Annotated in this window: 24 protein-coding genes and 1 pseudogene; 7 read left to right on the top strand and 18 right to left on the bottom strand. The window is 67.7% G+C overall.

All coding sequences use genetic code 11. From position 1 onward, the window contains the following. Positions 1 to 7: 7 nt before the first annotated feature. Both ACAG24_RS16210 and ACAG24_RS16205 read left to right on the top strand, forming a co-directional pair. Positions 8 to 2,002, top strand: coding sequence for a TPM domain-containing protein (locus ACAG24_RS16210; protein WP_370473683.1), 1,995 nt, complete (start codon positions 8 to 10; stop codon positions 2,000 to 2,002). A 162-nt stretch (positions 2,003 to 2,164) separates the two neighbouring features. Further along, positions 2,165 to 3,052, top strand: a pseudogene (locus tag ACAG24_RS16205) (type IV toxin-antitoxin system AbiEi family antitoxin). 76 nt (positions 3,053 to 3,128) lie between these two features. Here ACAG24_RS16205 and ACAG24_RS16200 read toward each other — a convergent pair. Then, a complete protein-coding gene (locus ACAG24_RS16200; RefSeq protein ID WP_370473684.1) occupies positions 3,129 to 4,532 on the bottom strand; it encodes a glycine--tRNA ligase in 1,404 nt (467 codons plus the stop codon). An 86-nt stretch (positions 4,533 to 4,618) separates the two neighbouring features. Here ACAG24_RS16200 and ACAG24_RS16195 point away from each other — a divergent pair, with 86 nt between their 5' ends. Beyond that, complete coding sequence (locus ACAG24_RS16195; protein ID WP_370473685.1) at positions 4,619 to 4,978, top strand: ArsR/SmtB family transcription factor; 360 nt, start codon at positions 4,619 to 4,621, stop codon at positions 4,976 to 4,978. Continuing rightward, entirely contained in the window at positions 4,978 to 5,376 is a 399-nt protein-coding gene (locus ACAG24_RS16190) for a Fur family transcriptional regulator (protein ID WP_370473686.1), read from the top strand. Before ACAG24_RS16195 ends, ACAG24_RS16190 begins: the two co-directional genes overlap by 1 nt. Positions 5,377 to 5,389: 13 nt before the next feature. On the opposite strand, the gene ACAG24_RS16185 is transcribed toward ACAG24_RS16190, so the two are convergent. Genes ACAG24_RS16185 through recO form a run of 4 tightly spaced genes read right to left on the bottom strand, consistent with a single transcriptional unit; the run spans position 5,390 to position 7,675 of the window. Further along, complete coding sequence (locus ACAG24_RS16185; RefSeq protein WP_370473687.1) at positions 5,390 to 5,581, bottom strand: hypothetical protein; 192 nt, start codon at positions 5,579 to 5,581, stop codon at positions 5,390 to 5,392. A 10-nt stretch (positions 5,582 to 5,591) separates the two neighbouring features. After that, positions 5,592 to 6,008 carry a hypothetical protein gene (locus ACAG24_RS16180; protein WP_370473688.1) on the bottom strand — a complete coding sequence of 139 codons (417 nt, stop codon included), beginning with the start codon at positions 6,006 to 6,008 and terminating at the stop codon, positions 5,592 to 5,594. A gap of 7 nt (positions 6,009 to 6,015) precedes the next feature. Further along, positions 6,016 to 6,906, bottom strand: a complete 891-nt coding sequence (locus ACAG24_RS16175; protein ID WP_370473689.1) for a decaprenyl diphosphate synthase — start codon at positions 6,904 to 6,906, stop codon at positions 6,016 to 6,018. Then, complete coding sequence (recO, locus tag ACAG24_RS16170) at positions 6,845 to 7,675, bottom strand: DNA repair protein RecO (protein ID WP_370473690.1); 831 nt, start codon at positions 7,673 to 7,675, stop codon at positions 6,845 to 6,847. The genes ACAG24_RS16175 and recO overlap by 62 nt, the downstream gene beginning before the upstream one ends. A 63-nt stretch (positions 7,676 to 7,738) precedes the next feature. Here recO and ACAG24_RS16165 point away from each other — a divergent pair, with 63 nt between their 5' ends. Further along, positions 7,739 to 9,280, top strand: a complete 1,542-nt coding sequence (locus ACAG24_RS16165; RefSeq protein WP_370473691.1) for an amidase — start codon at positions 7,739 to 7,741, stop codon at positions 9,278 to 9,280. Between the two features lie 22 nt (positions 9,281 to 9,302). Further along, on the top strand, positions 9,303 to 9,776 hold the full coding sequence (locus ACAG24_RS16160) for a CAP domain-containing protein (protein WP_370473866.1): 474 nt from the start codon (positions 9,303 to 9,305) through the stop codon (positions 9,774 to 9,776). Between the two features lie 6 nt (positions 9,777 to 9,782). Here the strand turns inward: ACAG24_RS16160 and era are convergent, their stop codons facing one another. From era to hrcA, 10 genes are all read right to left on the bottom strand, one after another. Then, positions 9,783 to 10,691: a GTPase Era gene (gene era / locus ACAG24_RS16155; RefSeq protein ID WP_370473692.1), complete on the bottom strand. Its 909-nt coding sequence runs from the start codon at positions 10,689 to 10,691 to the stop codon at positions 9,783 to 9,785. Continuing rightward, positions 10,688 to 11,014 (bottom strand): cytidine deaminase-like protein, encoded by a 327-nt coding sequence (locus ACAG24_RS16150; protein ID WP_370473693.1) that lies wholly within the window; start codon positions 11,012 to 11,014, stop codon positions 10,688 to 10,690. Before ACAG24_RS16150 ends, era begins: the two co-directional genes overlap by 4 nt. After that, the gene (locus ACAG24_RS16145; protein WP_370473694.1) at positions 11,011 to 12,309 is read right to left on the bottom strand and encodes a hemolysin family protein; all 1,299 of its coding nucleotides are present in this window, start codon (positions 12,307 to 12,309) and stop codon (positions 11,011 to 11,013) included. Before ACAG24_RS16145 ends, ACAG24_RS16150 begins: the two co-directional genes overlap by 4 nt. Next, the gene (gene ybeY, locus ACAG24_RS16140; RefSeq protein WP_370473695.1) at positions 12,306 to 12,860 is read right to left on the bottom strand and encodes an rRNA maturation RNase YbeY; all 555 of its coding nucleotides are present in this window, start codon (positions 12,858 to 12,860) and stop codon (positions 12,306 to 12,308) included. The genes ACAG24_RS16145 and ybeY overlap by 4 nt, the downstream gene beginning before the upstream one ends. A gap of 13 nt (positions 12,861 to 12,873) precedes the next feature. Then, positions 12,874 to 13,917, bottom strand: coding sequence for a PhoH family protein (locus tag ACAG24_RS16135; RefSeq protein WP_370473696.1), 1,044 nt, complete (start codon positions 13,915 to 13,917; stop codon positions 12,874 to 12,876). A gap of 115 nt (positions 13,918 to 14,032) precedes the next feature. Continuing rightward, positions 14,033 to 16,915 (bottom strand): MMPL/RND family transporter, encoded by a 2,883-nt coding sequence (locus tag ACAG24_RS16130; RefSeq protein ID WP_370473697.1) that lies wholly within the window; start codon positions 16,913 to 16,915, stop codon positions 14,033 to 14,035. Further along, positions 16,912 to 17,331 carry an MmpS family transport accessory protein gene (locus ACAG24_RS16125; RefSeq protein ID WP_370473698.1) on the bottom strand — a complete coding sequence of 140 codons (420 nt, stop codon included), beginning with the start codon at positions 17,329 to 17,331 and terminating at the stop codon, positions 16,912 to 16,914. Before ACAG24_RS16125 ends, ACAG24_RS16130 begins: the two co-directional genes overlap by 4 nt. A gap of 129 nt (positions 17,332 to 17,460) precedes the next feature. Continuing rightward, positions 17,461 to 18,201, bottom strand: coding sequence for a 16S rRNA (uracil(1498)-N(3))-methyltransferase (locus ACAG24_RS16120; RefSeq protein WP_370473699.1), 741 nt, complete (start codon positions 18,199 to 18,201; stop codon positions 17,461 to 17,463). Further along, positions 18,201 to 19,349, bottom strand: coding sequence for a molecular chaperone DnaJ (gene dnaJ / locus ACAG24_RS16115; protein ID WP_370473700.1), 1,149 nt, complete (start codon positions 19,347 to 19,349; stop codon positions 18,201 to 18,203). The genes ACAG24_RS16120 and dnaJ overlap by 1 nt, the downstream gene beginning before the upstream one ends. A gap of 53 nt (positions 19,350 to 19,402) precedes the next feature. Further along, positions 19,403 to 20,434: a heat-inducible transcriptional repressor HrcA gene (gene hrcA, locus ACAG24_RS16110; RefSeq protein WP_370473701.1), complete on the bottom strand. Its 1,032-nt coding sequence runs from the start codon at positions 20,432 to 20,434 to the stop codon at positions 19,403 to 19,405. Between the two features lie 118 nt (positions 20,435 to 20,552). On the opposite strand from hrcA, the gene ACAG24_RS16105 reads away from it, so the two are divergent. Then, entirely contained in the window at positions 20,553 to 20,864 is a 312-nt protein-coding gene (locus ACAG24_RS16105; RefSeq protein WP_370473702.1) for a type II toxin-antitoxin system VapB family antitoxin, read from the top strand. Positions 20,865 to 20,974: 110 nt separating this feature from the next. On the opposite strand, the gene ACAG24_RS16100 is transcribed toward ACAG24_RS16105, so the two are convergent. The 3 genes from ACAG24_RS16100 to ACAG24_RS16090 are packed head-to-tail and all read right to left on the bottom strand — an operon-like array spanning position 20,975 to position 26,899. Further along, positions 20,975 to 21,190, bottom strand: coding sequence for an MbtH family protein (locus ACAG24_RS16100; protein ID WP_370473703.1), 216 nt, complete (start codon positions 21,188 to 21,190; stop codon positions 20,975 to 20,977). Continuing rightward, the gene (gene mbtG / locus ACAG24_RS16095) at positions 21,168 to 22,463 is read right to left on the bottom strand and encodes an NADPH-dependent L-lysine N(6)-monooxygenase MbtG (RefSeq protein WP_370473704.1); all 1,296 of its coding nucleotides are present in this window, start codon (positions 22,461 to 22,463) and stop codon (positions 21,168 to 21,170) included. The genes ACAG24_RS16100 and mbtG overlap by 23 nt, the downstream gene beginning before the upstream one ends. Beyond that, positions 22,460 to 26,899, bottom strand: a complete 4,440-nt coding sequence (locus ACAG24_RS16090) for a non-ribosomal peptide synthetase (protein ID WP_370473867.1) — start codon at positions 26,897 to 26,899, stop codon at positions 22,460 to 22,462. Before ACAG24_RS16090 ends, mbtG begins: the two co-directional genes overlap by 4 nt. Between the last annotated feature and the right edge of the window lie 48 nt (positions 26,900 to 26,947).

The following is a 26,947-nucleotide window of genomic DNA, read 5'->3' as shown; positions in this document are numbered from 1 at the left end:
GGCGGACATGCGCGTCGCCCGCCTGCTCAGCATGCTGCTCGCCGTCCTGTTCGTCGGACTCCTGTGCGCCCCCGGCGCGGCCGCCGAACCCCCGATGCGTCTGCCGACATATGTGACCGACAACGTCGATGCGCTCGATGCCGCAGGTAGGAGCGAAGTACAGGGCGCGATCGACCAGCTCTACAACGACAAGCGGCTGCGGCTGTGGGTGGTCTATGTCGCGAAGTTCTCTGCCCAGAACGCCCAGACGTGGGCTGAGATGACTTTCCAGCGCAGCGATCTGGGCAGCCAGGACGTGATTCTCGCGGTCGCGACCGTCGACCGCGCGTATGCGCTGCTGGGGCCCAGCGAGGCCTTGCGCGGCATCGACGTCGACGCGGTGCGGCGCGACCGTGTCGAACCGCTGCTGCGTACCGGCGACTGGGCCGGTGCGGCGGTCGCGGCCGCCGACGGATTGGCCGGAGGCGGCACCGGTTCAGGCCCGGGCTCGGTGAACTGGGTCAGCATGTTCGTCATCCTCGGTGTCATCGGGCTCGCCGTCGCGATCCTGGTGCTCTGGCAGCGTCGCCGCAGGCGCAAGCGCCGCGAAGCCGAGTTCGCCGCGGCCCAGCGGGTCGATCCGGCGGATCCGAACGCGCTCGCCGCCGTGCCGCTCGACGCCCTCGACGACCTGTCCCGCAAGATCGTGGTCGACGTCGACAACGAGATGCGCACCAGTGAAAGCGAACTGGCGCTCGCGGTCGAGGAGTTCGGTGAGCAGGACACGGCGGCGTTCAGCCGCGCCGTCGCCAACGCCAAGGCCGCACTGACTCAGGCGCTCAACGTCCGGCACATCCTCGACGACGCGGTGCCCGAGACGCCGCAGCAGCGGCGCGACATGCTCACCCGGGTGATCGTCGCCGCCGCGAAGGCGGACCAGGAACTCGAAGCGCAGCGCGAAGCATTCGCCGCGCTGAGGGATCTGGTGATCAACGCGCCCACCCGGCTGGACACGTTGACCCAGCAGATGATCGACCTGACCACCCGCATCACGCCCGCCGAGCAGACGTTGGCTCAGTTGAAGAACCAGTTCGCCGAGACGGCGCTGGTGTCGGTGGCCGACAACATCGACGAGGCACGGCAACGGCTGACGTTCGCCGACCAGAGCATCACCACGGCACGCAGTCTGGTGTCGCGGCCTGCCGACAAACAGGGCGGGCTGGTCGATGCGATCCGCGCCGCCGAGGCCGCGCTCGGCCAGGCACGCACGCTGCTCGAGGCCGTCGACAGCGCGGCGACCGACATCAACCGCGCCGTGACGGGCCTGCCCGCCGTGATCGCGGACGCGCAGAACGGCATCAATCAGGCGGGCGCACAGCTGGCACAGGGCAACGTCGCGGTGGCCACCGAGCTCAGCGCCGCCAGAGATGCTGCGGTGCAGGCGGTCTCGCATGCGCAGAGCGCAGGTACTGCCGATCCGCTCGGCGCCTTCACGCGGCTCACCCAGGCCGACGCGGACCTGGACCGGATCCTGGCCGACGTCGCCCAGGAGCGCGAGACCGCCGAGCGGCTCAGCCGGACCTTCGACCAGGCGCTCTTCAACGCGCAGTCACGGGTGCGGGCCGTCTCCGATTACATCGACACCCGCCGTGGAGCAATCGGCCCCGAGGCGCGGACCCGGCTGGCTGAGGCCGTCCGCCAGCTGCAGGCGGCACAGGACAAGCGGGCCACCAATCTCAACGAGGCGATCGCGCATGCCAACGGCGCCTCGATGCTCGCGGCGCAGGCTCAGTCGCTGGCGAACTCCGATGTGACTGCGGCACAACAACATTTCCGCGGGCCCTATGGCGGCGGAGGCGGCGGTCAGATGGGCGCGGTGATCGGCGGCATCCTGATCGGCAATGTGCTGTCCGGCGTGCTGCGCGGCGGCATGGGCGGCGGCGGCTTCGGCGGCGGCTTCGGCGGCGGTGGAGGGTTCGGCGGTGGAGGCGGAGGCTTCAGCGGCGGAGGCGGCCGCTTCTAAGGGACTCCCCCGGCGAGCGTGCGTGTCTGCGGCAGACACGCCGCCAAACTTCAGGACTTCGCGCACGCTCGTCGCGCCTCTGCGATCCCCAATGCCGCTTTTGTCCCCAGCCGGGGCGACGGGAAGCGCTGCGGCCGCCCAAACCCTGTGAGGATCGTCGGCATGGTCGATCTCGACGAGGTGTTCCGTCGACAAGGCGGTGTTGCCAGCACCGCGCAACTACTGAAGACGTTGAGCCGAAGCAGGCTCGACATCGAGATCCGCAACGGCGGACTGCTCAAAGTGTGGCCTGGCGTCTACAGCCGACAGCAGCCCGACAACTCGATACGGCTGCGGGGCCTTGACCTCAGGGCCGCGGAGCCTGTGGCCATTTGCCTCGGAACAGCTGCTGCCGCCTAGGGTTTCGACATCCAGGACACCGCCGACCTCCACGTCCTGAACCCGGTGGGTCATCAACTGCGCAGCTCTGACGGCCTCGTCGTCCATCGCCGGGAAGGTGCCCCTCTCGCACACGTCGGCGGACGGTCGGCCACCACACCGGATTGGACGGCAGTCGAGGTCGCACGATCGTTGCGCCGTCCGCGCGCTCTGGCCACACTCGACGCCGCCCTGCGCAGTGGCACTTGCGACCGGCGGAAACTGAGGGCAGCGGCAGCAGAGCAAGCCGGCCGACGAGGCATCGTCGCGATCCGCGGCCTCATCCCGCTGGCCGACCCCCTCGCGGAATCACCGATGGAAAGTGAAGCTCGCCTGGCAATGCTGGACGGCGGCTTGCCGTTGCCGGTGCTGCAGCACGAGATCATCGACCGCAACGGCCGCACCTGGCGCGTCGATTTTGCGTGGCTGGCCCAGCGGGTCGCAGTCGAATACGACGGATTCGACTGGCACAGCGATCGGGAGCAGTTCGCCAGGGATCGCCAAAAACGCGCCGCGCTCGACGAAGTCGAGTGGACGGTGGTTTCCGTCGTCTCCGATGACGTGCGAAGGCAGCCGGCCGACATGGTTCGTCGCATCGAAACCGCGTTGACGCGATCGCGATTGGCCGCGTGAGCGTGCGTGAAGTCGCCGCGTCGCCCGGCGTGTCGCCCGCAAACACGCACGCTCGCCGGGGGGAGCCCTGGCGGGCCTAGCAGCCCTTGAGGCGGGTCGCCAGGTAGTTGCTCACCTCGGTCAGGGCCACCCGCTCCTGGGTCATCGCGTCGCGCTCACGGATGGTGACCGCCTGATCCTCGAGCGAATCGAAATCCAGCGTCACGCAATACGGCGTACCGATCTCGTCCTGGCGGCGGTAGCGGCGGCCGATGGCCCCGGCGTCGTCGAACTCGACGTTCCACGACGCACGCAACTCCGCAGCCAGATCGCGCGCCTTGGGCGAGAGGTCGGCGTGGCGTGACAACGGCAGCACAGCGGCCTTGACCGGCGCCAGCCGCGGATCGAGCTTGAGCACAGTCCGTTTGTCCACGCCGCCCTTGGCGTTCGGCGCCTCGTCCTCGTGATAGGCATCGACCAGGAATGCCATCAGCGAGCGGGTCAGACCTGCTGCCGGCTCGATGACATACGGCACGAACCGGGTGTCGTTGGCCTGGTCGTAGAAGGACAGATCCACCCCGGAATGCTTTGCGTGCGTAGACAAGTCGTAGTCGGTCCGGTTGGCGATGCCCTCCAGCTCACCCCAGGGGTTGCCCGCGAAGCCGAATTTGTACTCGATGTCGGTGGTGCCCGCCGAGTAGTGCGACAGCTTCTCCAGGGGGTGCTCGTAGAGCCTCAGGTTCTCGGGGTTGATGCCCAGGTCGATGTACCACTGCAGCCGGGTGTCGATCCAGTACCGGTGCCACTCCGGCGCGGTCGAGGGTTCGACGAAGAACTCCATCTCCATCTGCTCGAACTCGCGCGTGCGGAAGATGAAGTTGCCCGGCGTGATCTCGTTGCGGAAGCTCTTGCCGATCTGGCCGATGCCGAACGGCGGCTTCTTGCGTGCTGTGGTCACCACGTTGGCGAAGTTGACGAAGATGCCCTGCGCGGTTTCGGGCCGCAGATAGTGCAGCCCCTCCTCGGTCTCGATCGGGCCGAGGTAGGTCTTGAGCATCATGTTGAAGTCGCGCGGCTCGGTCCACTGCCCCTTGGTGCCGCAGTCCGGGCACACAATCTCTTCCATCGGCACGGCATCGGGGTCGGCCAGTCCGTCCTTGGCGCCACGCTTCTCGAAGTAGGCCTCCTGCATGTGGTCCTGCCGGTGGCGCTTGTGGCAGTTCAGGCATTCGACCAGCGGGTCGTTGAAGACGTCGACGTGGCCGGAGGCGACCCAGACCTGTCGCGGCAGGATGATCGCGCTGTCGAGGCCGACGACGTCGTCGCGGCTGGTGACGACCGAACGCCACCACTGCCGTTTGATGTTCTCCTTGAACTCGACGCCCAGTGGCCCGTAGTCCCAGGCAGACTTGGTGCCGCCGTAGATCTCGCCGGACTGGAAGACGAGGCCACGGCGTTTCGCCAGGTTTGCAACGGTGTCGATGATCGAAGACGGAGCCACGGGTTGACAGCGTAGCGAGGCCGGGACGGTCCCTCACGCGATATCCCCGATTGACATGCATGATTGTGCATGTATCGTGAGATCTAATGAAAACCGTTTCCAGTATCGCGGACTCGTCGGACCCCCACCACCACGGCGGCCCGTCGGCGACCGAGCTGCCCCCACGCGCAGTCCTCGACAACGCCGGTGATCTGCTGCGCGCGCTCGCCGCGCCGGTGCGCATCGCGATCGTGTTGCAGCTGCGCGAAGGCGCGCGCTGCGTCCACGAACTCGTCGACATCCTGGACGTGCCGCAACCGTTGGTCAGCCAGCATCTGCGCATACTGAAATCGGCGGGCGTGGTCGAGGGCTCGCGATCCGGGCGAGAAGTGTTGTATCGCTTGGCCGATCACCACCTGACCGACATCGTGGTGGCAGCCGTGACACATGCGGGTGAGGACAGCTGATGACGACCGAAGGCCGCGCGACGCGGCAGCGCGCCGCAATCCGCGCGCTACTCGACAAGACCAGCGACTTCCGCTCGGCTCAGGAGCTGCACGACGAATTGCGCCAGCGCGGTGAGGGAGTCGGCCTGACGACGGTCTATCGCACCCTGCAGCAGATGGCCACCGCGGGCGTGCTCGACACCCTGCGTACCGACACCGGCGAATCCGTCTACCGCCGGTGCTCCGACGACCATCACCACCATCTCGTCTGCCGGGTCTGCGGCTCGACCGTCGAGATCCAGGGAGATCACGTCGAGAACTGGGCGGCCGAGGTCGCCGATTCGCACGGCTTCTCCGATATCCGCCACACCATCGAGATCTTCGGCGTGTGCCGCAATTGCGCGGCGGCGGGCAACTAGCTCCGAAGCGCGGCTACCGTTTCCGGCCCATCCGCAATCCCGCGATGGCGACGGCGATCCCGCCGAGGGCGATGAGCGGGCCGAGGACCGACCATGTGGTGGTGCTGCTCATCGGACTGCCCTGCACTGCGCCGAAACCCTGCAGCGCGAACAGCAGACCGAAGAGCGCAACAACGACGCCGCCGATGATCATTGCGATACGCATGGTCTCGACCCTAGGCGGTCAGGGCGCGCCGCACATCGGCCCCGGTGGCCAGCACCATCAGCACCAGCGTGCGGAGAGCGTCGTCGGTGAGCCCGGCGGCCGGAAAGTTGTAGCGCAGCAACACGTCACCGGTCTTCTTCGGACTTCCCGTGCCTTTCGCGCCGACCCCGATCTTCTCCACCAGCGAGACCGTGCCCAGCAGTGTGTCGTGGGCATGCTTGGCCACCTTGGCTCGAATCTTGCTGTCCAGCGGCAGATCCCACGCCAGCACCTGCGTCAGCGACACCAGGTCGAGGTCCTCGGCGATGGTCACCACCCTCAGGGAGGCGAACGTCGCCTCGTGCTGCACGGTCAACGCGCCGTCGTCCTCCCGCGTCACGGGCAGGATGTCCGTGAGCACGACCGCCAACCGCTCCGAGAGGTCCATCGGTGTCCTACGCGCGACCGAAGCGCCGGTTGCGGTGCACGTACTCCTCACAGGCGGCCCACAGGTCGCGGCGGTCGTAGTCAGGCCAGAGTTTGTCCTGAAAGACGTATTCGGCATAGGCCGCCTGCCACAGCAGGAAGTTGCTCGCCCGCTGCTCTCCCGAGGTCCGAATGAAGAGGTCGACGTCGGGGATGTCGGCGCGGTGCAGGTGTTTGGCGAACTGCGCTTCGCTGATGCGGCCGGGCTTGATCTTGCCGTCGACCGCCTCTTGGGCGAGTTGGCGTGTGGCCTCGACGATCTCGGTGCGGCCGCCGTAGTTCACGCAGTAGTTGATGGTGATGACGTCGTTGTCGACGGTCATCTGCTCGGCGATGTCGAATTCCTTGATGACGCTGCTCCACATGCGCGGGCGCGAACCGACCCAGCGCATCCGCACGCCCATGTCGTTGAGGTTTTCCCGTCGGCGCCGCACCACCTCGCGGTTGAAGCCCATCAGAAAGCGCACCTCCTCGGTGCTGCGCTTCCAGTTCTCGGTCGAGAAGGCATACACGGTCAGGTGTTTGATACCGATCTCGATGGCGCCGCAGGTGATGTCGATCAGCACCGCCTCGCCCATCTTGTGGCCTTCGGTGCGTCCGAGTCCGCGCTGGGTGGCCCAGCGGCCGTTGCCGTCCATCACCACCGCGACGTGGTGGGGCACCTGGTCGGCAGGAATCTGCGGCGCGGCTTCTTTCGACGTGTGCTGCGGGGGGCGGGCAAATTTCCCGTTGGTGCCCGCGGGAATCTCCGGGAAGATCACCGGCCAGGTCGACTTGTCCGGGAAGGTGGGATAGTCGTCAGGCGCCGGAGGCAGCTGTGGGTAGCTTCCCTTCCGCCGCCCAGTCCGTGCCGATGCCATGCGCAACATCCTGCCTGATGGTCGTGCCGGGCACGTGCGCCACCCGCTCGACGAGCGGCAAAGTGCGCAGCTGCCGTTCCAGATGCCATTGCAGATGCGCGGCCACCAACCCGCTGGCCTGGCTGCGATGCGACGCGATCGAGAGCTCGGCGTGCTCCCAGTCACCCTCGTAGAGCGCTGCCATCAGGTCCAGCACGCCCTGCGGCGGAGTCGCCGACCCCGACGGGCGGCAGTGCACGCACACACTTCCGCCCGCGGCGACATGAAACGCCCGATGCGGTCCCGGGGCGGCGCAGCGGGCACATTCGGTCAGCGCGGGGGCCCATCCCGCAACGCCCATCGCACGCAGCAGGTACGCGTCGAGGATGAGTTCGCGGGGCCGGGTGCCATCGGCCACGGCGCGCAGCGCGGCGACAGTGAGTTTGTGCAGCGCAGGTGCCGGTGCGCGCTCCTCACCTGCGAGACGTTCCGCGGTCTCCAGCATCGCGCAGGCACTCGTGTAGCGGCCGTAGTCGCTGACGATGTCGGAGGCGAACGCATCGATGGCCTGCACCTGGGTGACGATGTCCAGATTGCGTCCTGGGTGGAGCTGAACGTCGATGTGCGCGAACGGTTCCAGCCGCGCGCCGAATTTGCTGCGGGTGCGCCGCACGCCCTTGGCCACCGCCCGCACCAGGCCGTGATCGCGAGTCAGCAGACTCACGATCCGGTCGGCTTCACCGAGCTTGTGCTGACGCAGCACCACCGCTCGGTCCCGGTACAGACGCATTCGGCCAGTCTCCCACTGCCGGGGGACGATTTCTGGTCCGCAGCGCCGATATTCTCGTAAGTGATGGTCGACTCCTCCCCTCCCCGCCGTTCCCCCGCCCGATTGCCCACTGTGGGCAACCAGTTGTTTCAGCTCGCCAGTGGCAACGCCACGTCCGTCGACCTGGTGCGCCGGTCGCTGCAGGCCATCGAGGCCAGCCAGCCCACCCTGAACGCGTTCCGCGTGGTGCTCACCGACCGGGCCCTCGCCCATGCGGCCGACGCCGATGGCCGGCGCGCCGCCGGTGCCGACCTGGCGGCACAGCCGCTGCTGGGGATTCCGATCGCGGTCAAGGACGACGTCGACGTGGCCGGGGTGCCCACCCGGTTCGGCGCTGCCGGCGAGGTTCGCGATGCCGACGCCGATGCCGAGGTCGTGCGTCGGCTGCGCGCCGCAGGAGCGGTGATCGTCGGCAAGACCAACACCTGCGAGCTCGGGCAGTGGCCTTTCACCAGCGGACCCGCGTTCGGCCACACGCGCAATCCGTGGTCGCGCGACCACACCCCCGGCGGTTCTTCGGGCGGCAGCGCCGCGGCGGTGGCCGCCGGGCTCGTCGCCGCCGCGATTGGCTCCGACGGCGCGGGAAGCGTGCGGATCCCCGCGGCGTGGACGCACCTGGTCGGCATCAAGCCGCAGCGTGGGCGGATCTCGACGTCCCCGCTGCCCGAGGCGTTCAACGGCATCACCGTCAACGGGGTGCTCGCGCGCACGGTCTCCGATGCGGCGCTGGTGCTCGACGCGGCGGCGGGCAACGCCCCGGGCGACCTCCATACCCCGCCTCCGGTGCAGGTGTCCGACTACGTGTCGCGCGCACCGGGCCCGCTGCGCATCGCGATGTCGACGAAGTTCCCGTTCACCGGTTTCCGCGCCCGCCTGCACCCGGAGATCCGGTCGGCGCTCGAAGACGTCGCCGACCAGCTCTCCCAGCTCGGGCACTCCATCGTCGCCGCCGATCCCGAATACAACCTGCGGATGTCGTGGAATTTCCTGTCCCGCTCGACGTCGGGCATCCCGGAGTGGATGGACCGGCTCGGCCCTGGTGTCACCTGGGACAAGAGGACGCGGGCCAATGCCCGGATGGGATGGCTGTTGTCGCAGAACACGCTGCGCAAGGCCCGCGCCCGCGAAGCCGCCACCCAGCAGCGCATCGGCTGGATCTTCAACCTGGCCGACGTGGTGCTGGCGCCGACGACCGCACTGCCGCCACCCAAGGCTCACGCGTTCGACGAACTCAGCGGGCTCGCCACCGACCGGATGATGATCCAGGCCTGCCCGGTGACGTGGCCGTGGAATCTCCTGGGCTGGCCGTCGATCAACGTCCCCGCAGGTTTCACCTCGGACGGCCTGCCGATCGGCGTGCAGCTGATGGGCCCCGCCAACAGCGAGCCGCTGCTGGTGTCCCTGGCCGCTGCACTCGAGGCGCTCAACGGCTGGGCCATGCACCAGCCCGAGAATTGGTGGTCCCCGCAACCCCCGACAGTGCCCGATCCCACGGTGTCGGACACACGCACCGGAGCGGGCGCAGATCTGGCGGCTCCCGACTCGCTGGCGGGTCAGGTCGCGTAATCTCCCGCCTGTGACCGTCAGCATGTTCGTGCGTGCGCTGCCCGCCGTGGTTCTCGTGGGCGCGACTGTCGCGGGCATGCCCGCCGCCCAGGCCGACAACCGGCGACTCAACGAGAGCGTCGCGGTGAACGTCTACACGATCCAGCACCAGGCCGACTGCGAGACGGACCTGAAGATCAACCCGCAGCTGCAACTGGCCGCCGAATGGCACACCAGGGATCTGCTGCACAACCGGGCGCTCGACGGCGACATCGGCTCGGACGGCTCGACCGTGCAGGACCGCGCCAATCGAGCCGGGTTCGTCGGGACGGTCGCCGAAACCGTCGCGATCAACCCGGCGCTGGCCATCAGCGGCATCGAGATCATGAACCGGTGGTACTACCGGCCGGACTACATGGCGATCATGTCGAACTGCGCCAACACCCAGATCGGCGTCTGGTCGGAGAACAGCCTGGACCGCTCCGTGGTGGTGGCGGTGTACGGCCAGCCGGGCTGACGGACGTCAGAAACCCAGCCGGCCAAGCTGTTTGGGGTCTCGCTGCCAGTTCTTGGCGATCTTCACGCGCAGGTCGAGATAGACCTTGGTGCCGAGCAGCTTCTCGATCTGTGTGCGCGCGGCGGTGCCGACTTCGCGCAGCCGGGCACCGCCCTTGCCGATCACGATGCCTTTTTGAGAATCGCGCTCGACGTAGAGGATGGCGTGCACGTCGATCAGGTCGTCGCGGCCTTCACGCTGCTCCACCTCGTCGATCACCACCGCCAGCGAGTGCGGCAGCTCGTCGCGCACACCTTCGAGCGCCGCTTCCCTGATGAGCTCGGCCATCAGGACTTCTTCGGGTTCGTCGGTGAGTTCACCGTCGGGGTAGAACGCAGGCCCGGGCGGCAGTTTCGAGACGAGGACGTCGACGAGCACGTCGAGCTGCGTGTTCGACGTGGCCGAGACCGGGACGACGTCGGTGTCGGGTCCGAACAGCTCGCTGACTGCGAGCAACTGTTCACCGACCCGGTCCTTGGACACCTTGTCGATCTTCGTGACGATGGCGAGGAGCGTGGTCCTCGGCGCCACCGCACGGATCTGCTCATAGATCCAGCGGTCGCCCGGGCCGATCTTCTCGTCGGCGGGGATGCACATCCCGATGACGTCGACTTCGGAATAGGTGTCCTTCACGAGTTCGTTGAGCCGCTGGCCCAGCAGGGTGCGAGGACGATGCAGGCCCGGGGTGTCGACGAGGACGATCTGGAAATCCTCGCGGTGCACGATTCCGCGGATCGTGTGCCGGGTGGTCTGCGGCCGGTTCGACGTGATCGCGACCTTGGTACCCACCAGCGCGTTGGTCAGCGTCGATTTTCCGGTGTTCGGCCTGCCGACGAAACAGACGAAGCCGGAACGGAATTCGTTCTCCTCGGTCACGACACGTTGCCGGCACGGTCGGTGACGATGACGGCTGCGTCCGCCGACAGTTCTCGCACCGCCGCCACACCTGCGTCGTCGGTGGAGCCGCCCACGAGCACGGCGGCCTCAAGACCCGCGGCCCCGCTCGACACCGCCGCCGCGACGGCAGCCTGCAGCGCGGTCAGGGTCAACGCGTCGAGCGTCACCGGCGCCCCGGCATAGGTGCGGCCGTCCACGTCGCGCACCGCGGCGCCGCTGCCTGCCTCCGCCCGGCCCATCGCACCGCGGGCCAGCACCACCAGCTTGGCGTCCTCGTCGGTCAGAGCTGTGGGCTCGCTCATTCGTGTTCCTCCCCGTCCTCGTCTTCGGGTTCGACCAGCGTGACCAGCACGGTGCCGATCCTGACCCGGCCCCTCGGATCGGGTCCGCCCTCGGCGCGCAGCCGCAGGCGGTCCCACTCCACCTCGGCGCCCGGCAGTGGCACGCGACCCAGCTCCAGCGCGACCAGCCCGCCGACCGTGTCGACGTCGAGGTCCTCGTCGAATTTGATGCCGTAGAGCTCGCTGAGATCTTCGATCGGCAGTCGGGCCGACACCCGATAGGTTGAGTCCCCGAGATCTTCGATGGGAGCCACCTCGTCGGTGTCGTATTCGTCGGCGATCTCACCCACGATCTCCTCGAGGACGTCCTCGATGGTGACGAGGCCCGCGATGGCGCCGTACTCGTCGACCAGCAGCACCATGTGCACGCGGTCGCGCTGCATGTCGCGCAGCAACGCGTCCAGCGGCTTGGAGTCGGGCACGAACGCGGCCTTGCGCATCACGTCCAGCACCGAGGTGCTCCGGCCACCGTCGCGCGAGTAGTAGGTCTTCTGGACGAGGTCCTTCAGGTAGACCACGCCGATCACGTCGTCGACGTTCTCCCCGATCACGGGGATTCGCGAGTGTCCGCTGCGCACCGCCAGCGACGTCGCCTGCCCGGCGGATTTCGTGCTCTCGATCCACACCATCTCGGTGCGCGGGACCATGACCTCTCGCGCCGGGGTGTCACCGAGCTCGAACACCGATTGGATCATCCGTCGTTCGTCGTCGGCCACGACTCCCCGCTGCTGGGCCAGATCGACCACCTCGCGCAACTCGATCTCGGACGCGAACGGACCGTTGCGGAACCCGCGGCCCGGGGTCAGCGCGTTGCCGATCAACACCAGCAGCCGGCTGATCGGGGTGAGCACCACCGAAATGGCTTGCAGCGGCAACGCTGTCACGAGCGCGATGGGATAGGCATTCTGCCTGCCGACCGTCCTCGGCCCCACCCCGATCACGACGAAGCTGACGACCGTCATGATGCCGGCGGCGGCCATCAGACCCTTACTGACACCGAAATAGTCGTCGAGGTAGGCCGCCATCAGAACTGTCGCGCTGACCTCGCAGGCGATGCGCAGCAGCACGATCAGGTTGATGTAGCGGGGACGGTCCACCATGACGCGGATCAGCCGTGTCGCGCCGGGTCTCTCCTCGCGGACGAGTTCCTCGACCCGAGCGATGGACACGGTGCTCAATGCGGCGTCGATGGCGGCGAACAGGCCACCGAAGATCACCAGCACGACCGCGCTGATGAGCTGCCCGAGGTTGGTCACCGAGTCTCGCCGTGGTTGACGTCGTCGAAATACCGCGATTTGTCGAGCAATCGACGGTCCTTCTCGGTCTGCCGGTCGAGGTGGTAGGCCTGAACCTGATCTGCCACCCACTCCTCGAGCAGCTCGCGTTGCAGCGCGAACATCTCTTTTTCCTCGTCGGGTTCGGCGTGGTCGTAGCCGAGCAGGTGGAGCACGCCGTGAACGGTCAGCAGCGCGAGTTCCTGCCCCAGCGTGTGGCCCGCGTCGGCGGCCTGCTTCGCGGCGAACTCGGGGCACAGCACGATGTCGCCCAGCATCGACGGCCCCGGATCGGGTGCATCCGGACGGCCGCCGGGCTCCAGCTCGTCCATCGGGAAGCTCATCACGTCAGTCGGGCCCGGCAGGTCCATCCACCGCATGTGCAGATCGGCCATCGCCGCGGTGTCGAGCAGCACCATCGACAGTTCCGCGGCGGGGTTGACGTCCATCTTGCGGATGACGAAACGGGCGACGCTGACGAGTTCGGATTCGGAAACGTCGATGCCCGATTCATTGGACACCTCAATGCTCATAATCTCAGTCCTGTTACCGCCGTGGACGACCCGGGCCAGACGCGCGCCGCTGCGCACGGTTCATCAGCGTCGGCTCCTCGAATTTGGCGTAGGCATCGACGATCTCACCGACGAGGCGGTGGCGCACGACATCGGCGCTGGTGAGTTCTGCGAAATGGATGTCGTCGACGTCGCCGAGCACGCGCATCGCGGTGTTCAGCCCGGACGGCGCTCCCCCGGGCAGGTCAACCTGCGTAACATCGCCCGTCACAACCATTTTCGAGCCGAATCCCAGGCGCGTCAGGAACATCTTCATCTGTTCGCCCGTGGTGTTCTGCGCCTCGTCGAGGATGATGAACGCGTCGTTGAGGCTTCGGCCGCGCATGTATGCCAGCGGCGCAACCTCAATGACGTTGGCGCTCATGAGCTTCGGGATCAGCTCGGGATCCATCATGTCGTGCAGTGCGTCGTAGAGCGGCCGCAGGTACGGATCGATCTTCTCGCTCAAAGTGCCGGGCAGAAAGCCGAGGCGCTCGCCGGCTTCCACCGCGGGGCGGGTGAGGATGATCCGGTTGACCTGTTTGGTCTGCAGCGCGTTGACAGCCTTGGCCATCGCCAGGTACGTCTTGCCGGTACCGGCGGGGCCGATCCCGAAGACGATGGTGTGCGCGTCGATGGCGTCGACATAGCGCTTCTGGTTGAGCGTCTTGGGCCGGATCGTCTTTCCACGCCGCGACAGGATGTCGAGTGTCAGCACCTCGGCGGGCGACTCCTCGACCGTCCCGGTCAGCATCGCCACGCTGTGGCGCACCGCGTCCGGTGTCAGCGGCTGCCCGCTGGCGACGATCTCGATCAACTCGGAGACCGCCCGCTCGGCCAGCGCGACGTCGGCGGGCTCACCGGAGATGGTGATCGCGTTGCCGCGGGCGTGGATGTCGGCGGTCAGCAACCGCTCCAGCGCTCGCAGGTTCTCGTCCGAGGAGCCCAACAGGCCCATGACCAACGCGGGCGGAACTGTGATGCTGGTGCGGACCTCAGAACCAGAAGCGTTCTGGCCTGCATTTTCGCGGGGCGTCACGTGCGGTTTTCTGCCTGCTTTCTGGGTTCCGTCCGAGGGGCCTACAACAAAAAGCCAGTTTAGCTCGCACGACGGCGTCCCCCCAACTACATTGCCCGGCTCGGCCGAGGCCCGGTCATGGGGCGGTCGTGATCGGCTGCGTCGATTCCGCCGTCTCCGGCTGCGGCGGCCTCGGCCGCAGCGGACGCGACCGCACCACCAGCGGCCACCAGAACCAGCGTCCGAGCAACGTCGCGATCGCCGGCATCATGAACGCCCGGACGACGAACGTGTCGAACAGCAGCCCCAGACCGATCGTCGTACCGACCTGGGCCATCACGCGCAGATCGCTGACCACCATCGATGCCATCGTCAGCGCGAACACCACACCGGCGACGGTCACGACGCTGCCGGTACCGCCGATCGACCGGATGATCCCGGTCTTGATTCCGGCCGGGATCTCCTCTTTGAACCGGGACACCAGCAACAGGTTGTAGTCCGACCCGACAGCGATGAGCGCGATGATGGACAGTGCGAGGACCATCCAGTGCAGTTCGACTCCGACGATGTGTTGCCAGATCAGGATCGAGATGCCGAACGACGCACCGAGCGACAGCGTCACGGTGCCGACGATGACCAGCGCGGCGACCAGGCTTCGCGTCAGCACGAGCATGATCATCAGCACCAGACACAGCGCCGAGATCACCGCGATCAGCAGGTCGTAACGGGATCCGTCGGACATGTCCTTGAAGGTGGCCGCGGTGCCGCCCAACTGGATTGTGGCGTCTTCCAGCGGCGTGCCCTTGAGCGCCTCGATCGCCGCGATCTTGATGGGCTCGACGCGTTGCAACGCATCCTCGGTCGTCGGGTTGCCTCGGTGCGCGACGAGCATGCGAACCGTCTTGCCGTCGGGTGAGAAGAAGCTCTCCATCGCGCGTTTGAAGTCGGGGTTGTCGAACACCTCGGGCGGCAGATAGAAGGAGTCGTCGTTCTTGGCCTCGTCGAACGCCTTGCCCATATCGGTGGAGTTGCGGGTCAATTCGTCCATCTGGTCATAGAAACCGCCCATGGTGGCATACGTCGTCAACATCATCTGACGCATGCTCTCCATCGTCTCGATCATCGGCGGGAACGTCGCGAGCATCTGCGGGAGCAGCGTCTTCATCTCGTCCATGTTCTTGACCGCTTTGTCGAACGTGTCGGTCATGACGCTGATGCCGTCCATCGAGTCGAACAGTGATCGGAAGGACCAGCACAGCGGGATGTTGTAGCAGTGCGGTTCCCAGTAGAAGTAGTTGCGAATCGGCCGGAACTGGTCGTCGAAATTGGCGACCATGTCGCGGATCTGGTGGACGGTGTCCCGCATGTCCGTCATGTCGTCGATCATGTCGGTGGTGATCGTCGAGAACTTCGACATCAACGCGTACATCGTCTTCATCGTGTCGATGGTCTTCTGGATGTCGTCGGCCTGGCCCCGCATGTCGGCGATGCGGTCCTTCATCAGCTTCATGTTCTGCTGCTGACCGACACCCTGCATGCTGATCAGAAACGGGATCGAGGTGTTCGCGATCGGCGCCCCGTCGGGACGGCTCGGCGCCTGGACCCGCGCCACTCCTTCGACGCCGAACACGCGCTTGGCGAGACGGTCGAGGATCAGGAAGTCCGACGGGTTGCGCAGGTCCCGGTCGGCCTCGACGAGCAGCACCTCGGGGCTCATCCGGGACAGCGAGAAATGCTCGGTCGCCGCCTGCAGGCCCGCGTTCGCGGGAATGGACTCCGGGATGTAGCGGGTGTCGTCGTAGCTGGTCTTGTAGCCGGGCAATGCCGCAAGGCCGATCAGGGCAAGCGCCAGGGACGCCACCAGGATGGGCCCAGGCCAGCGCACGACCATCGTGCCGATACGGCGCCAGGCACGAATCCGCATGGCGCGCTTAGGTTCCAGCAACCCGAACCGGCTTCCGACGGTGACGATCGCGGGACCCAGCGTCAGGGCGACCAGCACCCCGGCGACGATGCCAACTGCACATGGGACACCCATGCTCTGGAAATAGGGCATCCGGGTGAACGACAGGCAGTACATCGCGCCGGCGATCGTGAGACCCGAGCCCAGCACGACATGCGCCGTGCCGTGGAACATCTCGTAGTAGGCCTCTTCGGGCGTCGCCCCCGACGCGCGCGCCTCCTGGTAGCGGCCGACGAGGAAGATCGCGTAGTCCGTGCCTGCGGCGACGGCCAGTGAGATCAGCAGATTCACCGCGAACGTCGACAGCCCGATGACCTGGTGGTGACCGAGTGCGGCCACGACGCCGCGGGCGATCGACATCTGGACACCGACCATGACCAACAGCAGGACCACGGTGGTGATCGATCGGTAGAAGAACAGCAGCAACACGATGATGACCACGAACGTCACCAACAGGATCAACGCCATGCTGCTCTCACCGGCGATGTTCACGTCGGCGGTCAGCGCCGCGGGTCCGGTCACATGGACCTGCACGCCCGGCGGCGGCGCAGCGCCGTCGACGATCTCGCGGACCGCGGCGACGGATTCGTTGGATTCCGTCTCGCCCATGTTGCCGGCGAGATACAGCGTGACGTAGGCCGCCCGGCCGTCGGAACTCTGCGCCGCGGCCTGGGTGAGCGGGTCACCCCACGTGTCCTGGATGTTGCGGATGGCGTCGGGGCGGGCTTCGAGCTTCTCGATGAGCTGGTCGTAATAGGCGTGCGCATCGTCGCCGAGCGGTTCGGCGCTCTCCAGCACGATGAGCGCGACCGAGTCCGATTCGGACTCACCGAACAGCCGGCCCATGTCGGACATCGCCTGCATGGACGGAGCGTTGCTCGGGCTCATCGACACGGCGTTCTGCGCGGCGACGACTTCGAGCTGGGGGACCAGCAGGTTCAGGGCGACGACCAGCAGAACCCAGACCAGGATGAACGGGACCGCCAGGCGCCGGATCATCCGCGCGAGGAAGGTGGGCTCGCGCAGGGCCGCGCGTGGGTTGACCGACAGTTTCATGCGGACTTCGTGAAGCAGTAGACGTAGGCGGTGTAGTTGTAGGCGGTGCGTTCGTCCTTAACGACGTCGTCCGCCGAGATCCGGCAGCCGATGAAATCGCCGTCACCTTGGGCCACAACGTTTCCCACCATCGCCGGCGAGTTCGTCTCGACCTCGATCGACCACGGCAGCGCCGCTCCGACGATCTGGTTGGGGTCGCCCTCGGCGTCGATGTAGTTGATGTCTGCGGTGGCTCCCGGATTGCCGTACACCTCGTAGCGCACCCGCTTCGGATCAGTTCTGTTGGAGTCCTCGGACATGCTTCCGGCGTAGGTCGGCAACTGATGGGAGCCGAAGATGTTGCGGATACGCCAGACGGTGAAGCCCCCGATGACCAGAACGAGCACTAAGACCAGCGGTATCCACGCACGGGTCACACGGGTGAGAATCGGGAGTCCTTCAGATCGGCGAGCCGGCGAGCTTGTACGGCTTGCGAACTTCTGCGGTCAGAGGGAAGGCTAACCTATCTAAATTCCCGCCGGGTTGCTACCCCCGGGGGGTGTCCTTCAGGACCACCGGGGCGTGAGAACTCCGAGCGCCCCCAACGCCACCGCGGCCGCACTCGACGTGCGCAGCACCGACGGACCGAGCCGCACGGCCACCGCCCCGGCTTCGGTGAGCGCGGCTAGCTCGTCGTCGGAGACGCCGCCCTCGGGACCGACGACCAGGGTCAAACTCTGAGATTCCGCGGGGATCGCTTCGGCAAGCGGCCGGGTGGCCGACTCGTGCAGCACCAGTACGGACCCGGGGGCCGCCGACCGGATGGAGTTTGCGAGATCGCGAGTGGAGACGACGCCGTCGATGCCGGGGACGTACGGGCGCCGCGACTGGCGAGCCGCCGCGCGGGCCACCGCGGCCCAGCGGCGCAGTCCCTTCTCCACTTTCGCGGGGCCGTCCCAGCGGGCCACACACCGTGCGGCCTGCCAGGCGACGAACGCGTCCGCGCCCGCCTCCGTGGCCAGTTCGATCGCGAGCTCCGAGCGGTCCGACTTGGGAAGCGCCTGCACGACGGTGACCGTCGGGGTGGGCGGGTCGAGCGATCGGCGGTCCTGCACCCGCGCCGTCAGCCGACCCTTCGCAACGTCCTCGACGATGCAGTGCGCGACGGTTCCGGCGCCGTCGGCCAGGTCGAGATGCTCGCCGGAGCGGGTGCGGCACACCGTCGCCGCGTGATGCCCCTCTTCGCCGTCGACGACGACGATCTCACCGATCGAGGGAACCGCGTCGACGTAGAAGAGGCTGCGCACTAGCGCCCGGTGAACGTCTCGCGCAGCCGGGAGAAGATGCCACCGCCGTGCGAGCCGGCGCTGTTGGCCTGGGCGCTGCGCACCTCGGCCGTGTCGCGGCTGCGCTCCTTCAGACTGCGCAGCAGCTCGATGTCCTCGTGGTCGAGGCGGGACGGCACGACCACGTCGATGTGGGCGTGCAGGTCGCCGCGCACGCCGGAGCGCAGATGCGGCATGCCGTGTCCCCGCAGAGTGGTGACAGAGCCGGGCTGGGTGCCCGCGCCGATCGTGATGTCGATGGGGCCGTCGAGGATTGCGTCCACCGACACCGTGGTGCCGAGCGCGGCGTCGACCATCGGCACCGAAACCGTGCAGTGCAGATCGTCGCCCTCGCGGAGGAAGACCGGGTGGGGCTTCTCGTGGACCTCGACGTAGAGGTCGCCCGCCGGACCGCCGCCCGGCCCGACCTCGCCCTGTGCGGCCAACCGCACCCGCATGCCGTCGCCCACGCCCGCGGGGATCTTGACGCTGATCTCACGGCGCGCCCGCACTCGGCCGTCACCGGCGCAGCGGTTGCACGGGTTGGGGATGACTTCGCCGACACCGCCGCACACCGGGCAGGGCCGCGACGTCATCACCTGGCCGAGCAGTGAGCGCTGCACTGTCTGAACCTCACCGCGCCCACCGCACGTGTCGCATGCCACGGGCGTCGAATTGCCGTGTGTGCCTTTGCCGTGGCACAGGTCGCAGAGCACGGCGGTGTCGACGGTGACCTGCTTCGTCACGCCGGTCGCGCACTCTTCGAGATCCAGCCGCATCCGCAGCAGCGAATCCGACCCGGGGCGGACCCGGCCGATCGGCCCGCGCGACGCGGTGCCACCGCCGAAGAACGCCTCGAACACGTCCCCGAGTCCGCCGAAGCCGGAGAAACCTCCTCCGCCACCCGCCGCGGACTCCAGCGGATCGCCGCCGAGGTCGACGATGCGGCGCTTCTCCGGATCGCTGAGCACCTCGTAGGCGGCGCTGATCTCTTGGAACCGTGCCTGGGCCCCCTCGTCGGGGTTGACGTCGGGATGCAGTTCGCGGGCCAACTTGCGGTAGGCACGCTTGATCTCCGCATCGCTTGCGCCCTTGCTCACTCCGAGCAGCCCGTAATAGTCGCGTGCCACGCTCAACCTTTCCCACCCGTCCGATCCGTTCAAACCCCCCGAGGGGCGTCGGATCAGCGGTTACCTAAGACTTCGCCAATATAGAGAGCAACCGCGGCGACATTGGCGATAGTTCCCGGATAGTCCATCCGTGTGGGACCCAACACTCCCATACCGCCGAACACCTTGCCTGAGCTGCCGTACGCGGTGCTGACCACCGAGGTGCCGGCCATCTGCTCGGCCTCGGTTTCGTGACCGATCCGCACGGTCACCTTGCCTGCCTCCTGCTGTTTGGCCAGCAGGCGTAGCACCACGACCTGCTCCTCGAGCGCCTCGAGCACCGACCGCAAAGATCCGCCGAAGTCGGCGGTGTTGCGCGTCAGGTTCGCGGTGCCGCCGAGCAGCAGCCGCTCCTCCGTGTGCTCGACCAGCGTTTCGACCAGCACCGTTGCTGATCGTCCGACCGCGTCGGCCAGTCCGCCCTGACCGTTGAGATGTGACGCCAGGTCCGACACCGCGATGGAGGCGGCCGTCAGCGGCTTTCCTTCGAGGGCCTGCCCCAGCAGATCGCGCAGCTGACCCAGCTGCGTCTCGTCGAGCCCGTCACCCAGTTCGACGATGCGCTGGTCGACCCGTCCCGAATCGGTGATCACCACGAGCAGGAGGCGGGCGGGCGTCAGCGCGACCACCTCGAGTCGCCGCACCGACGACGTGGACAACATCGGGTACTGGACGACGGCCACCTGGCGGGTCAGCTGCGCGAGCAGCCGCACCGCCCGGCGGAGAACGTCGTCGAGGTCGACGCCGGACTCGAGGAACGACAGGATGGCCCGGCGTTCGGCGCCTGACATGGGCTTGACGTCGTCGAGGCGGTCGACGAACTCGCGGTAGCCCTTCTCGGTGGGCACACGGCCGGAGCTGGTGTGTGGCTGGGCGATGTAACCCTCGGCCTCGAGCACCGCCATGTCGTTGCGGACGGTGGCGCTGGAGACGCCGAGGTTGTGACGCTCCACCAGGGTTTTGGAGCCGATCGGTTCCTTGGTGGCGACGAAGTCGGCGACGATGGCACGAAGTACCTCGAATCGACGATCGTCAGCGCTGCCCATTGTTCACCTACCTGAAGTAGACCGGTCCGAGTCGCGTTCATTTTACGGTGACGAGCGCAGCGTCGTCGGCGCGCGCGGGTTAATCTAACGGACCTAAGCAAATCAGAAGGCGCGGTCGATGATCTTCAAGGGTGTTCGCGACGGCAGGCCCTACCCTGACCACGGGCTGTCGCATCGGCAGTGGGCGCAGATCCCACCACGCCAGATCCGTCTCGACGAGTTGGTGATGACGACCACGGTGCTGGCCCTCGACCGACTGCTCTCCGAGGACTCCACTTTCTACGGTGACCTGTTTCCGCATGCGGTGAAGTGGCGCGGGAATGTCTACCTCGAAGACGGCCTGCACCGCGCGGTGCGGGCGGCGCTGCGGAACCGGACGGTGCTGCACGCAAGGGTGTTCGACATGGACGAGCCCGCCGCAGCCTTCTAGCTTCTCCCTTCCAGCTTCTGGCGAGCGTGCGTGTCTGCAGCGGACACGCCGGGATGAATCCGAAGTTCTCGCACCCTCGATCCCCGGACGCACGTAGACCCGCGCTCGCCCTAGGGAGACTGCATGGCCTCGCGCAGGGTGCGCGGGCGCATGTCCGTCCAGTTCTCCTCGACATAGGTCAGGCAGTCGGCGCGCGTGCTCTCGCCGAACACCACCTGCCACCCGGCCGGGATGTCGGCGAACGTCGGCCAGAGGCTGTACTGCTGCTCGTCATTGCTCAGCACGAAGAACGTGCCGTCTTCGTCATCGAACGGGTTGGTGCTCATCGGTTCTCCTTGTCGACCGGTCGCCGGCGTCCTTCGGGTACCGGGCGCCCAGCACCCGGTCGGACATCAGGCCCAGACAGCTCAGATTGGGGAAGCCCGGGCCCTGCATGAGGCCGGACAACCCCGGCAGGAACAGCTTCGGGGCGAGCCCGGCGACGGAGAGGTCGTGCCCGATCGACTCCTCCAGCGAGTCGCCGCTCAACGGGGCACGCAGCGCCAACTCGATGAGGTCGCGGGCGTCCTGGCTGAACAGCGGCTCGAACCACATCGAATCGGCGCCGGAGCCGTCGATCACGAGGTCGAAACCGTGCACCGTCTCCAGTGCCTCCCCGCCGCGATTCGAGCTGAGCGTCAAGCGGATTCGCTGGTCCCTGGCCACCGCGTGGGCGACCCGGCCCCGAAGGTGACGGATGCGGTCGTCGGCGAGCAGCGCATCCTGCACACGGGCCGAGAAGACGCCCCGGTCGGTGCGCCTGAACGCATCGCGCCGTTCGGCCATCGTCAGGCTCGACCAGTCCGTCGGATCCGAGAACAACGCGTTCTCGAAGAAGCTTTCGCCCCGGGTGAACAGAGTCACCGACGGGGAGATGACGGTGATCGTCGAAACCCGGTGCCGGAAAAGCTCGTTGAGCATCGATGCAGCCGTTTCGCCGCCTCCGATCACGGCGACACGTTCTGCCACGATGCGGTCGGGCCGAGCGGCGCGTTCCCAGAACTGCGCGATCGACAGTACCCGCGGATCGTGCGGCAGGATCGACCGTTGCGCCTGCCCCGGTCCGGTGATCATGACGCCGTCGGCGTGGATGGTCTGCTGCTCAGTGACCAGAGCCCACCGGTGGTCGTCGACCGAAATCCGTTGCACCTCACCGTTGATGACGGTCATGCCGACGTTGTCGGCAACCCAGCGCAGGTAGCGGCTCCAGCCCCAGTGCGTGGGCGAGGGGCGGCCCCGGTCGATCCACTCGGCGAACTGCGCGCTGGCGATCAGGTAGGACTGCCAGCTGTGCCGCATCATCCGCTCGTCGAGTTCGGCGTTGCGGCGCGGGACCAGCGACGAACGGTACGGGAAACCGACGTCCTTCTCGGGGCTCGTGCCCAACCGGTGCTGCCCGTCGGTCCAGCCTCCGACAGCCTGCCAGTTCGCGGCTACGCCGCTGCGTTCGATCGCGACCACCTCGGGCACGCTGACACCCATGTGGCGCAGTTCTGCGACCTTCGCGGCCACTGAGATCGCCTTGGGTCCGGCTCCGATGACGGCGAGGGTCGGTGTCATAGCGCTTCTCCGAGGACGATGACGGCTTGACGCCAGAGGTCGGTGAGCCGGTCGACGTCGCCCGGGCTCGACAGCAGGGGGCTCCATCGCCAGCTGGTCCGCAGGTGCGGCCCGCCGGTTTCGGCGTCCCCGGCGGCGATGACGGAGATGACGTCGAAGGTGTACCGCAGCGGCAGATCGGGCTCGGACGCTGCGGGCATGTGGGCGTTGAGGCCACCGTCGGTGATCAGCGACCAGTCCTCTGATGCGCCGTCGCCGCTGAGGTCGTGTCGGCCCACATAGTTGAACTCGACCTGCGGGTGCGGCAGGCGGGCAAGCTGTTCGTCGCAGCGCGTGTAGCGCAGCAGCCCGTAGTCCAGGCCCCGATTCGGCACGGCCGCAACATGATCGGCGACGGCACGCAGCAGCGCCCGCGCCGCGGCGGGATTGCGCCTGACCGTGTCGACGTCTGCTGCGGCCTCCCCCGCCCCGAGCCGCACCGGATAGACCGACGTGAACCACCCGACGGTGGCCGAGGTGTCGACGTGGTCGAACAGCATGTCCTCGCGGCCGTGGCCTTCGAGGGCGACGAGCGCACCGTCGTGAGCCGGCTGTCCGCGCTCGATCCGCCAGGACGCCAAGGTCAATGCCAGTGCGGTGAGCAGGAAGTCACGCATCTCGATGCCCGCGCCGTCGAGGCGGTCGAGGATCATCCGGGTGGCGGGCGGGTCGGTGACGACGTCGGTCAGCTCCAGCGACGCCCACGTGTCGCGCTGCGGGTCAGGTAACCGGCTGCCCAGCAACGGGTCCGGTGCGGTGAGCTGATCGGCCCAGTAGCCGACCTGCGCGGCGACCTCGTCGGATCGGCTGCGCTCGTGCAACATCTGCGTCCACTGCCGGTAGGTCGTGTATTCGGCCGCCGGATCGGGGGTGCGTCCCGCCGCGATCTCGGCGTCGATCTGAGCCAATGCGCCGAGGATCACGTACCACGACACCACATCGGTGGCGAGATGGTGCACACACAGCATCAGTACCGGCGAACCCTCCCGGAACCACACCGCCTGCACCATCGACCCCGCCGCGGGATCGATACGGTCAAGGGCGGCAGGCACTCCGGCGGGTATGGCCTCGTCGGCGGACGCATCCACGGTCACCAGCACGTCCCGCACGCGCACCGTCCCGGGCGGCCGGGTGCTCAGCCGCCCGTCGTCGAGTGTCGAGCGGAGCATGTCGTGGCGGTCGAGCAGCGCCTGCAGGACCCGCTCGAGGCGACGTTCGGTGATGTCGGCGGGAAGGGCGATCAGCACGTTCTGGGTGAAGCGGCGGAAGCTTCCGCATTCGTACATCCACGACATGATCGGCGCGGGAGCCACCTCCCCGAAACGCCCGGCCGACACCGTGGCGGGCGCATGGTCCCGGCCACCGGCGTCGATCGCGGCGGCGAGCTCCCGAATGTTGTGGCATTCCAGCATCAGACGGGCCCGCATCTCTAGACCGCGCCGGCGCGCGGCCTGCACCAGTGTGAGCGCGACGATGCTGTCGAGCCCCATCTCGAGGAAGTCTGCTGTCACCCCGACCTGCTCGCCGTCGAGCACGTCGGTCAGAAGGTCGACCAGCGCTTTCTCCGTCGGCGTCTCCGGGTCGACCGACGGTGCGTCGTCCGCGGCCAGGGCTGACAGCGCGGCGTCGTCGATCTTGCCGTGCGGGGTCAACGGCAGCGTGTCGAGGACGATGACGCGCTGCGGAACCATGTAGTGCGGCAAGCGCTTCGCCATCAGGGAACGCAGTTCTGCCGCCTCGGGCGGGCGCGGGCCACCGGCCACGTAGGCCGTCAAACGGGGGTGGCGATCCCGTTGCTCGACGGACACATGCGCATCGGCGACACCGGGATGTCCGCAGAGCACCGCGGCGATCTCACCCGGCTCGACGCGGAAGCCGCGGATCTTGACCTGATCGTCGGCGCGGCCCAGGAATTGCAGGCCGCCGTCGGCACCGCGGCGCACCACGTCGCCGGTGCGGTACATCCGCTCCCCCGCGACGAAGGGGTCGGCGACGAAACGCCCCGCCGTCTCCGCGGGCCGGTTGAGGTAGCCCCGGGTGAGCTGTTGTCCGGACAGGTACAGCTCGCCGGTGACCCCGTCCGGCACAGGACGCAACCAGGCGTCGAGCACATAGGCGCGGGTGGTCTGGGTCGGCTCGCCGATGGACGGACGCTCGTACCTGTCGATGGGCGCCACCACCGCTTCCACCGTGGTCTCGGTGGGTCCATAGCAGTTGAACGCCGACATTCCGGTGCGGGCGCATTCCTCCCCGATCAGGCGCCACGTCGACGCGCTGACCGCCTCCCCGCCGAGCGCGAGCACGGCAAGCGGGACGGTGGTCAGCAGCCCGACGTCGTAGAGCTGGGCGAACATCGACGGCGTCGTGTCGAGGAGGTCGATCCCGAACCGGCCGATCGTGTGCACCAAAGCCTCGGCGTCGCGCTGCGATTCGTCGCCGACGATGTGCACCGAGTGGCCGTCCAGCAGTGCGGCCAGCGGCTGCCAGGCGGCGTCGAAGGTGAACGACCACCCATGCCCGACGCGCAGCGGGCGCCCGATCCTCGCCGCGGCGGGCCGCAGGACGTGGGCGGCATGATCCTCGGCGTAGGCCAGCACGGCACCATGGGTCCCGATGACGCCCTTGGGCCGGCCGGTCGTGCCGGAGGTGAACACGATGTAGGCGGCCCGCTCGCGCGAGACGGCCGCCGGGCGATAGCGTGGCGCGGTGTCGGTGGGCAGCGACGCCAGATACGTGTCGTCGATGAGCACACGCGCACCCGACTGGTCGAGGATGTCGGCGATCCGTTCGGTGGGCATAGCCGGGTCGAGCGGCACGATCACGCCGCCCGCCTTGAGCACACCGAACATGGCGACGACGTAGTCCGGCCCCCGGGAGAGCTTCACGGCGACCGGGGCCTCGGCAGTCACCCCCGCCGCGAGCAGCGCGGACGCCACCCGGTCGGCTGCCTCGTCCAGCTCGCGATAGGTCAGTGAGCCGCTGTCGCCGGCGGCGCTCCATGTCAGCGCCACCGAACCGAGTCTGCCGCCCGCGATCTCGGTGAAGCGGGTGTGAATACCGTTGCTGGACGGCACTTCTGTCACGCGGGCGGCCGCAGGATCGGATTCGGTGTCCAGCAGGATCCCGGCGTCGCGCAGTGGCCTGTCCCAACAGCTGATCAACCGCTGCGCTACATGCAGCACCCGCTCGCCCAGGGCGTCGGCGCGCAGCTGTCCCAACGCACCGTCGATCGCCTCGACCAACACCGTCAGCTCGTCACCGGCCAGATGCGCCGCGATCGTGACGGGGAAGTGCGACAGGCTCTCCAGCGCCGACGGGGTGAAGATCGCTCCGTTGGCCTCGAATTCGCTCTGGCCGACGAGACCGCCGGGCGGGAAGTTCTCGTACACCAGCAAGGTGTCGAACAGCTCGCCGACGCCGGCGAGCGCCCGCAGCTCCGAGTGGCCGAGGTAGCTGTGGTCGCGCAGGATCGCGGCTTCGCGCTGCAGTGCCAGACACTGCGCGCGGACGGTCGCCGCGGGATCGAGCCGCACCCGCAACGGCACGGTGTTGATGAACAGGCCCACCATCCGTTCCACGCCGGCGAGCTCACCGGGCCGACCGGAAACGGTCACACCGAACGTCACGTCGCGGCGGTCGGTGATCACCGACAGCACTGTCGCCCAGGCCATTTGAATCAGAGTGTTGACGGTGACGCCGCGCCGCCTCGCCGACTCCGCCAGCGCACCAGTGGCGTCCGCGTCGAGCGTCACCTCGGTCAGCTGCGGGCGGCCGGTGGGCGCCGTCGCGGTCAGGGCGGGCGCCATCAGCGTCGGGGCCTGCACACCTGCAAGGTGGCTCCGCCACTTCTCGCGGCTCGCCTCATGGTCGACACCGGCCAGCCAGCCGATGTAGTCGCGGTAGGGCCGGGGCGGTTCCGGCAGCGCAGCGGTGTCGCCGTGCGCGCGGTACAGCGTCAGGAGCTCGCCCATGAACAACGGCAGCGACCAGCCGTCGATCAGGATGTGGTGAGCGGTGACGACGAAGCGCCACCGCTGCGGCGCCTCGATGAGGAGGAACCGGAGGACAGGGCCCTGCGACAGGACGAAAGGCGCAGTGCGCTCGGCGGTCTCGATGTCGTCGAGCTCACCGTCGGAGCGGGCGATGACATGGCGCCACGGAACCTCGACGTGCGTGGGCACGACCTGCACCGCCCTGCTCAGGTTGCCCTGCACGAAGCTGGCCCGCAGGTTGGCATGACGCTCCAGCAGCAGCGCCGCGCAGTCACGCAGCAGGTCCACGTCGAGGTCGCCGATCGCGTCGGCAGCCATCGCGATGACGTAGGGGTCGACCGATTCGCCGTCGTCGGTCAACGTCGCCATCGAGAACAGCCCCTGCTGCAGCGGGCTCAATGCCATGACGTCTTCGATGGCCGCCTTGCCGGCCCTGGGTTCCGCTCGGGTCAC

This window comes from Mycobacterium bulgaricum (assembly GCF_041287165.2).
Classification (GTDB): Bacteria; Actinomycetota; Actinomycetes; order Mycobacteriales; family Mycobacteriaceae; genus Mycobacterium; species Mycobacterium bulgaricum.
This window is presented reverse-complemented; position numbering and strand designations above follow the sequence as displayed.

Excerpts from the sequence above, each read along its gene's own strand:
- ACAG24_RS16210 (WP_370473683.1), top strand. The coding sequence starts at position 8 with ATGCGCGTCGCCCGCCTGCTCAGCATGCTGCTCGCCGTCCTGTTCGTC.
- ACAG24_RS16195 (WP_370473685.1), top strand. The coding sequence starts at position 4,619 with ATGAAAACCGTTTCCAGTATCGCGGACTCGTCGGACCCCCACCACCAC.
- ACAG24_RS16190 (WP_370473686.1), top strand. The coding sequence starts at position 4,978 with ATGACGACCGAAGGCCGCGCGACGCGGCAGCGCGCCGCAATCCGCGCG.
- ACAG24_RS16185 (WP_370473687.1), bottom strand. The coding sequence starts at position 5,581 with ATGCGTATCGCAATGATCATCGGCGGCGTCGTTGTTGCGCTCTTCGGT.
- ACAG24_RS16180 (WP_370473688.1), bottom strand. The coding sequence starts at position 6,008 with ATGGACCTCTCGGAGCGGTTGGCGGTCGTGCTCACGGACATCCTGCCC.
- ACAG24_RS16175 (WP_370473689.1), bottom strand. The coding sequence starts at position 6,906 with ATGGCATCGGCACGGACTGGGCGGCGGAAGGGAAGCTACCCACAGCTG.
- recO (WP_370473690.1), bottom strand. The coding sequence starts at position 7,675 with ATGCGTCTGTACCGGGACCGAGCGGTGGTGCTGCGTCAGCACAAGCTC.
- ACAG24_RS16165 (WP_370473691.1), top strand. The coding sequence starts at position 7,739 with ATGGTCGACTCCTCCCCTCCCCGCCGTTCCCCCGCCCGATTGCCCACT.
- ACAG24_RS16160 (WP_370473866.1), top strand. The coding sequence starts at position 9,303 with ATGTTCGTGCGTGCGCTGCCCGCCGTGGTTCTCGTGGGCGCGACTGTC.
- ACAG24_RS16150 (WP_370473693.1), bottom strand. The coding sequence starts at position 11,014 with ATGAGCGAGCCCACAGCTCTGACCGACGAGGACGCCAAGCTGGTGGTG.
- ybeY (WP_370473695.1), bottom strand. The coding sequence starts at position 12,860 with ATGAGCATTGAGGTGTCCAATGAATCGGGCATCGACGTTTCCGAATCC.
- ACAG24_RS16130 (WP_370473697.1), bottom strand. The coding sequence starts at position 16,915 with ATGAAACTGTCGGTCAACCCACGCGCGGCCCTGCGCGAGCCCACCTTC.
- hrcA (WP_370473701.1), bottom strand. The coding sequence starts at position 20,434 with ATGGGCAGCGCTGACGATCGTCGATTCGAGGTACTTCGTGCCATCGTC.
- ACAG24_RS16105 (WP_370473702.1), top strand. The coding sequence starts at position 20,553 with ATGATCTTCAAGGGTGTTCGCGACGGCAGGCCCTACCCTGACCACGGG.
- ACAG24_RS16100 (WP_370473703.1), bottom strand. The coding sequence starts at position 21,190 with ATGAGCACCAACCCGTTCGATGACGAAGACGGCACGTTCTTCGTGCTG.
- mbtG (WP_370473704.1), bottom strand. The coding sequence starts at position 22,463 with ATGACACCGACCCTCGCCGTCATCGGAGCCGGACCCAAGGCGATCTCA.
- ACAG24_RS16090 (WP_370473867.1), bottom strand. The coding sequence starts at position 26,899 with ATGGCATTGAGCCCGCTGCAGCAGGGGCTGTTCTCGATGGCGACGTTG.